Here is an 8,900-nt window from a genome sequence, read left to right on the forward strand (position 1 = left end):
CCCCCCGCCCCCAAGTGACAGAGACCCACCCCCCCCCCCCCCCCCCCGCCCCCCCCCCCCCCCCCCCCACCCCCCCCCCCCCCGCCCCCCCCGCCCCTCCCGCCCCCCCCCCGCCCCCCCCCCCCCCCCCCCCCCCCCCCCCCCCCCCCCCCCCCCCACCCCCCCGCCCCCGCTGACCCCCGTCCCCCCCCCCCCCGCCCCCGCCGCAGTATCCGCCCCCGGCCCACCAGGCCCGTCCAACCCCCCAGCCCCGTCCAACCCCCCAGCCGCACCCAGCCCACATGGTGACGACGACGGCGACGGCGACGACGACGCCCCCACCCCCACCGGCCAGACCGACGACCCACCGGAGTCGCCCATCTCCCCCGGCGGCGGCGCGATCCGGTACTTCCCGGCCCGCCCCCCATCCACCAGGCACGGCAACAGCAGCGCCCACAGCGCCGCCACCCGCCTCTGCAACTCCCCGTACGGCATCCCGGTCCCGGACAGCCCCTCGATCCCGCACGCCGCCGCCGCGACCAGCGACTCCGCGCTCTCCCAACCACCCCGCGCCGGCAGTTCACGCAGCTCACCCGCGTCCCGCGCCTGCCGCAACAGCGTGCTCACGGCCGAGATCCACGCCGCATGGAAGTCCGTCACCGGCGGCCGCTGACCCGCGCACTCCTTGGTGATCCGGAAGCTCGCCGGAACCGCCGGGTCCTCGTGCAGCGTCCGCGCCAGCCAGTGCGTCATGTCGATCAAAGCCTGCAACGGCGAGGTCCCGGCCTCACGCAGCGCCCGTACGGACTCGTACAGCAGCGCGCACCCCCGCTGCTGCACGGCCTCGGCCAACTCGTCCTTGGAGGCGAAGTGGAAGTACAGCGCCCCCTTCGTCACCCCGGCCGCCCCGGCGATGTCGCCGAGCGTCGCATGGGCGTATCCGTTGCGCTGGAACATCTCGGCCCCGGCGAAGACCAGCCGCCGCCGGGTGCGCTCCGACCTCTCCTGCACCGAGCCGTCTCCTCCCGCGAGTAACCCACGGACCCCGCACACCAGGCACCACCAGGCCCGCACCGCACGCACCCGGCCCCGCACCACCCAAACGAAGCAGCGGGAAAACAGGCGAGCCCAGCGAGCCGGACAAACGTCACTCCCCCGCACCCCCGGCACCCGCCGCGGCAAGGGAACACCGGAAGCCAGCCAGCCGGGCCAGCCGGGCCGGCCAGCCGGGCCAGGCGACCAGCCGACCAACCGAGCCAGCCGAGCCAACCGCGCCAACCGCGCCAGCCGCGCCAGCCGACGGCCCTACACCCGGACGAGCCGCTCCCCGCCCGCCTCCACGGCCGCCTCCGCCGGGTTCTCCGGCCCAGCCATGAGGATCGACCGCTGCAACCGCCGCAGCGCGGCGGACGGCTCCAGCCCCAGCTCGCGCACCAACGTGCCGCGCAGCCGCTGGTACACGTCCAGCGCCTCACCGCGCCGCCCCGAGCGGTGCAGGGCGAGCATGAACTGCCCATGCAGGTTCTCGTGCGTGCGGTACCGGCTCGCCAGCACCGTCAGCTCCGCCAGCAGCTCCCGGTGCCGCCCCAACCGCAGGTCCGCCTCGATCCGCTGGTCGAGCGCGCACAGCCGCGTCTCCTCCAGCCGCCGGGTCTCCATGTCGAGCTGTACGCCGCCTTGTACGTCGGCGAAGGCGGGCCCGGACCACAGCGCCAGCGCCTCCCGCAGCAGCCGCGCGGCGCCGGGGAAGTCCCCCGCGTCCATCGCGCGGTACCCGGTACCGGCCAGCCGGTCGAACTCCCGGACGTCACTCGTCCCACCGTTGCTGTTGAGCAGATAGCCCCCGGGGAGGGTCACCAGCACATCCTTGGCGGTCCGCCCGCCGGAGTCCTCAAGGCCCCCGTCCCCGCCCCCGGCTCCGGCTCCGCCCCCGACCTCCAACGCAGTGGCAATGAGCGCCCGGAGCTGAAGCACGTACGTCTGGAGGGTGGTCCGCGCACTGCGCGGCGGCTCGTCCCCCCACAGCTCCTCTATCAACGCCGATACGGGAACGACCTGGTCGGCATGGAGTGCCAGCAGGGCCAGGACCTGTCGGGGCTTCGGGGCGGTCGGCGTGATGGACACACCGTTCTCCCGCACGGCCAGTGCGCCCAGTACATCGATATCCACGCCGTAACTCCCTCCCCCAGCTACCGCTGGGAGGTGCCCTCAGTCATTGGATGAGTCGCTCGTTCAGTAGAAAACAGGACCGACGGTTTGTCAATATCAAACCGGTCGTGCTGTTTTGGGGACCAGCAGGACCCCACCACCACTCAAGAAGCGCCTCTCACCAGCGAGTTCACACCCAAACAACCCACCCCGACAAGACCACATCATCCCTGGACCACCCCTGGACAAGCAGCACAGAAGACCCGAACCCCCACCCCGAACAAGACCGTTCAGTCTGATATGACGCCCCGGCACAATGTCCTGGACTCGTCCCCCGCGCCCGTCCCCTCGGCCACCAGCTCCCCGAGCGTCCCGCTGGCCGCCAGCCGCGGCAGCAGCAGTGCCCAGAACCGGGTCAGTGTGGGCGGCAGGACCCAGTCCCGATCGACCGCGCCCAGCACCTGAAGCCCCACCGTCGCGGCAACCACCGCCCGCGCCGCGTCCTGCGGGGACACCCCGTCGGCCAGGGAACCCTCCCGGGCGGCGGCACGCAGGACGTCCTCGACCCACAACCGCCACTGCCGGCGCAGATCGACCCCGCTCTCCCGGGCGAGGGCGGACTCCGCGGACAGCTCGAACCCGGCACGGACGACGACGTCCCCGGCGAGCAGTGCCATCAACGCATGCGAGGAGTCGACGAGCACCTGGAGCGAACCCCCACCCGCCCGGCCACCCCCACCCACCGTGACGCACCGCAGCGCCTCCGCGGCCCGGTCCTCCACGGCCAGGGCGAGCGCCGCCTTGTTCTCGAAGTGGAAGTGCAGCCCGCCGGCGCTCACGCCGGCCCTCCTGCTGATCGCCGCGATCGAGGCGGTCACGAACCCCTGCTCGGCGAACACCTCCGCGGCGGCACGGACGAGTGCTTCACGCGTGCGCGCGGCACGCTCCTGCTTGATCATGGAGTCTCCACAAACCGCCCTCGCGGTTTGTCCAGGGGGGTATAGGGGGGTTATGAGGTGGCGCGGACGAACGAGGACGGCCACTCAGGCGCATACCCTCAGGGCGCGCCCCTCACCACGATCCGCGCGGGGCCGCCTCGACTACCGCAGTACGAAGAACACTCGGAAACGCCCAGAAACCGGAACAGCGCCCACCCGAATCAACGGTGCCGCGGACGGCTGCGCAGACGCGGAGGCCGCCACCGCCGCAGACACCGGCACGACCGCTGCCGCAGACGTTCGCCACTGCCCTCAGGACAAGGCCGACGCACTCAGCGCCCCGGCCGCCCCGGCCGCCCCGGACTCCGCCTGACCCTGACCCTGACCCTCACCCGCACCGGCCATCTCCGCGCTCACCCGCTCCCCCCGGTCGGCGGCCATGTCGATCCGGGCCAGCACCGCCGGCGTCGCGATGCTCGGGTAGATGTGCTGGTAGACCCCCGAAACCCGGGTCTCGATGTCCTCGCGGTCGCTGAGCGTGTGGGAGTAGATCTGAGCGCCGGCCCAGCAGGCCGAGAGGATCCAGGCGGTCTCTCCCGGATCCACGTGCGGCAGCAGTTCCCCCTGCTCCTTCGCCTCGGACAGCAGCCGCCGGGTGAACTCGATCCACCCCGGCACCGAACCGCCCCCGAAGACCTCGCGCATCCCGGGCCCCAGCGAGAGCCGGGCCCCGGCGCTGAGCATGGGCTCCCGCTTCATCCGGTACGCCAACACCATCGCCACGTCGACGAGTTCCTGGAGCTTGCTGGCTCTGGGCGGAACACCCGCCTCTCCGAACTGCTCGTCGAGCACCCCTTGGGCCAACTCCTGCTTGGAGGAGAAGTGGAAGTACAGGGCGCCCTTCGTGACGCCCGCCCGGGAAAGGATGTCCGCGATGGTGGCCGCGTCGTAGCCGCGCTCGTCGAAGACCGCGGCCGCCGCCTCCAAGATCGCGCGACGCGTACGGATCGCACGCTCCTGCCGTGCCACGGTGCCTCCGTTGCCTCCGTCATGCCTGGGGTCTGTCCCGTCGTGGATCCCTTACAGCATCCACGACCCCCCATGAAACCAACCAGAAGGTCCGTATTTTATCAAGCACACTACAAGCAATCCTTGATCCCCAGCCCCCACCCCAGGCCCGCTCAGAGCCGAGGTATCGAGGTATCGGGGTATCGGGGTATCGGCAGGAGCTAAGCCAGCCGCACCGGAAGCTCCTTCAACCCGTTGGAGATGAAGGACTCCACCCGCCGCAGTTCCCCCTCCCCCACCGCCAGCGACATCTCCGGGAACCGGTCGAAGAGCCGCCGCAGCGCCACCGCGCACTCCAGCCGCGCCAACGACGCGCCCAGGCAGTAGTGCGTCCCGAACCCGAACGACAGGTGGTCACCCCTGGTCGCCCGGGTGACGTCGAACCGCCCCGCATCCGGCCCGTGCACCGCCGGATCCCGCCCGGCGGAGGCGAACGAGACCACGATGGGATCGCCCTTCGGGATCACCACCCCCGCCCCGGCCTCGCCCACCTCGATGTCCTCCACCGCGAACCGCAGCAGCGCGTACGAGGCCGGCGGCTCCAACCGCAGCGCCTCCTCGACCACGTCCTCCCAGGACGCGAGCCCGTCCCGCACCAACCGCAACTGGCTCGGACTGCACAGCAGTTCACTCACCGCGGTGCAGATCAGATTCACACTGGTCTCATATCCAGCGGTGAAGAGCAGGATCAGATTGTCGACCAGCTCCTTCTCACTGAGCACGGCCCCACCCCCGCAAGCGCCGTCCCCATCCCCGCCGTCCCCACCATCCCCACCATCCCGAGCAGAGATCAGCGCACTGGTCAGATCGTCACCAGGATGCTTGCGCCGGTACGCCACCAGGTCCGCCATGGTCGTGTACAGCAGCTCGGCGTTGGCCTGGGCGTCCTCGGCCGTGATCGCCGTGTCGAAGAAGCCCTTGATGATGCGGTGCAGCGCATCCCAGGACCGCTCCGGTATCCCGAACAGCTCGAAGACGATCCGCGTCGGCAGTTCGTGCGCGAACTCGGCCCTCAGGTCCACCACCGCGCCGGCCGGCAGTCCGGCGAGCCGGTCCAGCAGCGAGTCGGCCACCTCCTCGATGCGGGGGCGCATACCGGAGACCCGGCGCGAGGTGAACGCGGCGGCCACCGGACGCCGCAGCCGGGTGTGCTCGGCGCCGTAGGCGGTGATCATGTTCTGCACGGAGACCCAGATCGCCAGCGGCCACTCGGCACCGACCTCCCCGTTGATCCAGGCCGGCCAGTGCCGGTACGCGTCCTTCGACACCCGAGGGTCGACCAACAGACGGCGGATCGTCTCACTGCCGCTGACGACCCACCCGGTGACTCCCCCGGGCAGGGTGATCTGTGTGACCGGCCCCTGTTCCCGCAGGAACGCGGCTTCGGCGTGGATGTCCGTGCCGGAGGGGTCGATCGCGAAGGGGCACTGGCGTGTCATCAGGGAGCTCCATGACTGTTCGGCGACGGCACGAGGCACAGCGGGAGGGCAGCGGTCCGGCCGACGACCGACCGAACAACGGCAGAACGACGGCAGAAACAACGGCAGAACGATGGACGGACGATACGAACGGCGACACATCGACGAAGCGCGAGGAAGCCCCCACACCCCGCATTTCCAAACCGCCCATCCGGTTTTGAACTCACCAGTGGCGGGGCCAAGTCTGGCATCAGCACCCCACCTCCGCCAGCCACGTCCGGAGGGTCGGATGCCGCTCGACGGCGGCTTGAATTCCCCTCACCGGGCGGCGTAGGCCAAGACCGGGCCGGACCGGGGCATATGACCGGAATACCAGCTCTCACTTGGGCTGGAAGCACAACATCCCCCCGATCTCCCCACGGCCGGAAGTTTGCTGGTGGGCCGTCATGCCCGCCCTGTTCCCCGCCGCTGACCGCATGTTGACACACACATGCTCGCCACATTCAGCCTCTCGAAGTACCTTGCAAACAAAACCGGAGAGTACGTATCTTGCGTGTCGCGTAGGCAGCAGCACCCAGCAACCCCATCCCATCCGTCGCAACGGCTCTGCGGAGAGGTCCATGACGATGCTGACAATCCCGAAGACCCCTCGGACACTCCCCCTCCAGCGGGCTGGAGAGCCATGGACGCGCTGCAACGAGGCCCCCCGGCTCACCACTACGGTGCCCAAGGAGTACGTCCACCGCAGCTCCCTCGCCGAAGTGTTCCTGACCGGCTGCGACCGCATCGCCGACGACACGTACCACCTGACGGGGCAGTGGCCGCGCGCCCACACGTTCTTCACCAGCGCGGACGGGACCAGCCACGACCCGGTCCAGGCCGGCGAGACCGTCCGCCAGGTCGGGCTCTACCTCTGCCACGCCGTCTACGGCGTCCCGCTCGGGCACAACGTCCTACTCTGGAGCCTCGACTTCGACTCCCGGCTCGACCAGCTGCGCATCGGCCGGAGCCCCAGCGACCTCGACATGTTCGCCACCTGCACCGAGTTCGCGTGGCGCGGCAACCGCTTCTCCGGCTTCCTGGAGGTCGAGATCTGCCGGGACGGCGAGATCGCCGCCACCGGTACCGCCCGCTTCACCTGCGTTGCCCCCGCCACGTACCGGCGGCTGCGCGGCACCCGCGGCGAGATCGGCGCGACCTGCCCCCTGGACCGCCGCCCGCCCATCGCCCCCGCGGCCGCCGGCCGGCTCCTGCCCTTCGACGTCGTCCTGGCCGACGCCGACCAGCCCGGCCGCTGGCTGCTGAGCCCCGACCTCGGTCACCCGATCCTCTTCGAGCACGCCAACGACCACCACCCGGGCATGGTCCTGGTCGAAGCCGCCCGCCAGGCCGCCTGCGGCCTGCACCGCCCGGGGGCCTTCACCCCCTCGGCGATGTCCACGGAGTTCCTCCACTACGCCGAGCTGGACACCCCGTGCTGGATCGAGGCCACGGCGCTCTCCTCCACCGAGGTCGAGGTGACGGGCCACCAGGAAGGCAACACCATCTTCCGCTCCAAGGTCACCACCACCCCCTGACCCCGACGCCCCACCGCAGAACCAACCCTGGCGGGCCACCCAAACCCCCGAACGCCCCGCACAGCACCCAACACACCCCCCACACCCCCACTACCGGCGTGACCGTCACGGTCGCGGTGGTGTCCTGGCAAACCCCGACACCACCACCCACCAGCACCCACCCCACCACCCACGCCAGCACCACCCCAGGGGATGGCCCACACCAGCAGCCCTCATTTGGGGATGCCCCACCCCCGGCAGCACCCCAGTGGATGGCCCACGCCCAGCACCACCCGCCCCAGGGGATGCCCCACGCCCGGTACTACCACCCACCGCGGGGAACACCCCACGCCCGGCACCGCCACCCAGACCTGTCACCCCCACGCGAGGATGCCCCAGACCTGTCACCCCCACCCGAGGATGCCCCAGACCCGTCACCCCCACCCGAGGATGTCCCACGCCCGACACCACCCGCCCTACGCCTGTTGCTCCCCGCCCGCCCCTCCCACACCTGCCCTTCCCAACGCCTCCCGGTACCACTCCGCATACGCCCCGAACGCCTCCGCGAACCTCGCCCCCGGCGAGGACGGGACCAGCTCCCACAACCGCCGGCTGTCGTACCAGTGGTCCACGGCCAGCAGCGACACCAACCGCCGCGTCACCGGATCGTCTGCTGCCCCCAGCAACGACAGCGCACCCGCCAGATCCACCTCCCCCTCCGGCAGCACACACCCGAGCTCCCGCACCACCGTCTCCACGAGCTCCCGAGCCGTCACCGGCTCGGGATGACTCGCGTGCAACACCCGCCCCCGGGCCTCCGACCCCCCAGCCCCGGCCCCGGCCACAACCTCAGCTGATTCGGCGACCGCCGACACAGCCGCAACGGACACAAGACCATCAGCCACAGAAGCCCCCGCCTCCACCGCAGCCCCCTCAGCGGCAGCCCGCTCAGGTGCGGCCCGCCCAGGTCCGGCCCGCTCAGGGACAGCCGGCTCATCAGCAGCCCGCCCAGGCACCAGCGACCCAGCGGCGGCCTGCCCAGGCACGGCCCGCCCAGCGGCAGACGGCCCAGACACCGCCCGCTCAGGTGCGCCCCACTCAGGCACGGCCGACCCAACGGCAGCCCGCCCAGGCACCGCCCGCCCAGCGGCGGCCTGTTCAGGCACGGCCCGCCCAGCGGCAGCCTGCCCACACACCGCCCGCCCAGGCACAGCCCCCTCAGCGGCAGCCCGCTCAGGTGCGGCCGGCTCAGGGACGGCCGGCTCATCAGCAGCCCGCCCAGGCACCACCGGCCCAGCGGCAGCCTGTCCAGGCACCGCCCGCTCAGGCACAGCCCCCTCAGCGCCAGCCCGCTCAGGTTCGCCCCGCCCAGGCACGGCCCGCCCAGCGGCACCCAGCCCAGGGACGGCCGGCTCATCGGCAGCCCGCCCAGGTTCGCCCCACTCAGGCACGGCCGACCCAGCGGCAGCCCGCCCAGGCACCGCCGGCCCAGCGGCAGACGGCCCAGACACAACCCGCCCAGCGGCAGACGGCCCAGACACCGCCCGCCCAGGCACAGCCCCCTCAGCGCCAGCCCGCTCAGGTTCGCCCCACTCAGGGACAGCCGGCTCATCGGCAGCCCGCCCAGGCACCGCCGGCCCAGCGGCAGACGGCCCAGACACAACCCGCCCAGCGGCAGACGGCCCAGACACAACCCGCCCAGCGGCAGACGGCCCAGACACCGCCCGCCCAGGCACAGCCCCCTCAGCGCCAGCCCGCTCAGGTTCGCCCCACTCAGGGACAGCCGGCTCATC

The 8,900-nt window shown here is 71.8% G+C and carries 7 protein-coding genes; 1 reads left to right on the forward strand and 6 read right to left on the reverse strand.

Features of this window, described 5'->3' with window-relative positions; translation table 11 throughout:
* The 5 genes from GPJ59_RS37925 to GPJ59_RS29325 all read right to left on the reverse strand — a co-directional run.
* A partial coding sequence (locus tag GPJ59_RS37925) for a ScbR family autoregulator-binding transcription factor (protein ID WP_308120550.1) occupies positions 1-1,149 on the reverse strand: 1,149 nt, incomplete at its 3' end.
* Between the two features lie 135 nt (positions 1,150-1,284).
* Positions 1,285-2,148, reverse strand: coding sequence for an AfsR/SARP family transcriptional regulator (locus GPJ59_RS29310; RefSeq protein WP_219670803.1), 864 nt, complete (start codon positions 2,146-2,148; stop codon positions 1,285-1,287).
* Between the two features lie 269 nt (positions 2,149-2,417).
* Positions 2,418-3,086 (reverse strand): ScbR family autoregulator-binding transcription factor, encoded by a 669-nt coding sequence (locus GPJ59_RS29315; RefSeq protein ID WP_219670806.1) that lies wholly within the window; start codon positions 3,084-3,086, stop codon positions 2,418-2,420.
* Positions 3,087-3,377: 291 nt separating this feature from the next.
* Positions 3,378-4,094 (reverse strand): ScbR family autoregulator-binding transcription factor, encoded by a 717-nt coding sequence (locus tag GPJ59_RS29320; protein WP_219670809.1) that lies wholly within the window; start codon positions 4,092-4,094, stop codon positions 3,378-3,380.
* A gap of 200 nt (positions 4,095-4,294) precedes the next feature.
* Positions 4,295-5,572 (reverse strand): cytochrome P450 family protein, encoded by a 1,278-nt coding sequence (locus GPJ59_RS29325; RefSeq protein WP_219670811.1) that lies wholly within the window; start codon positions 5,570-5,572, stop codon positions 4,295-4,297.
* 599 nt (positions 5,573-6,171) lie between these two features.
* Here GPJ59_RS29325 and GPJ59_RS29330 point away from each other — a divergent pair.
* Positions 6,172-7,128: a ScbA/BarX family gamma-butyrolactone biosynthesis protein gene (locus tag GPJ59_RS29330; protein WP_258025096.1), complete on the forward strand. Its 957-nt coding sequence runs from the start codon at positions 6,172-6,174 to the stop codon at positions 7,126-7,128.
* Positions 7,129-7,583: 455 nt separating this feature from the next.
* Here the strand turns inward: GPJ59_RS29330 and GPJ59_RS29335 are convergent, their stop codons facing one another.
* The gene (locus tag GPJ59_RS29335; protein WP_219670813.1) at positions 7,584-7,883 is read right to left on the reverse strand and encodes a hypothetical protein; all 300 of its coding nucleotides are present in this window, start codon (positions 7,881-7,883) and stop codon (positions 7,584-7,586) included.
* Positions 7,884-8,900: the final 1,017 nt, after the last annotated feature.

It is taken from the genome of Streptomyces bambusae, assembly GCF_019400985.1.
GTDB classification, from domain to species: Bacteria; Actinomycetota; Actinomycetes; order Streptomycetales; family Streptomycetaceae; genus Streptomyces; species Streptomyces bambusae_A.

Excerpts from the sequence above, each read along its gene's own strand:
- GPJ59_RS29315 (WP_219670806.1), bottom strand. The coding sequence starts at position 3,086 with ATGATCAAGCAGGAGCGTGCCGCGCGCACGCGTGAAGCACTCGTCCGT.
- GPJ59_RS29325 (WP_219670811.1), bottom strand. The coding sequence starts at position 5,572 with ATGACACGCCAGTGCCCCTTCGCGATCGACCCCTCCGGCACGGACATC.
- GPJ59_RS29330 (WP_258025096.1), top strand. The coding sequence starts at position 6,172 with ATGACGATGCTGACAATCCCGAAGACCCCTCGGACACTCCCCCTCCAG.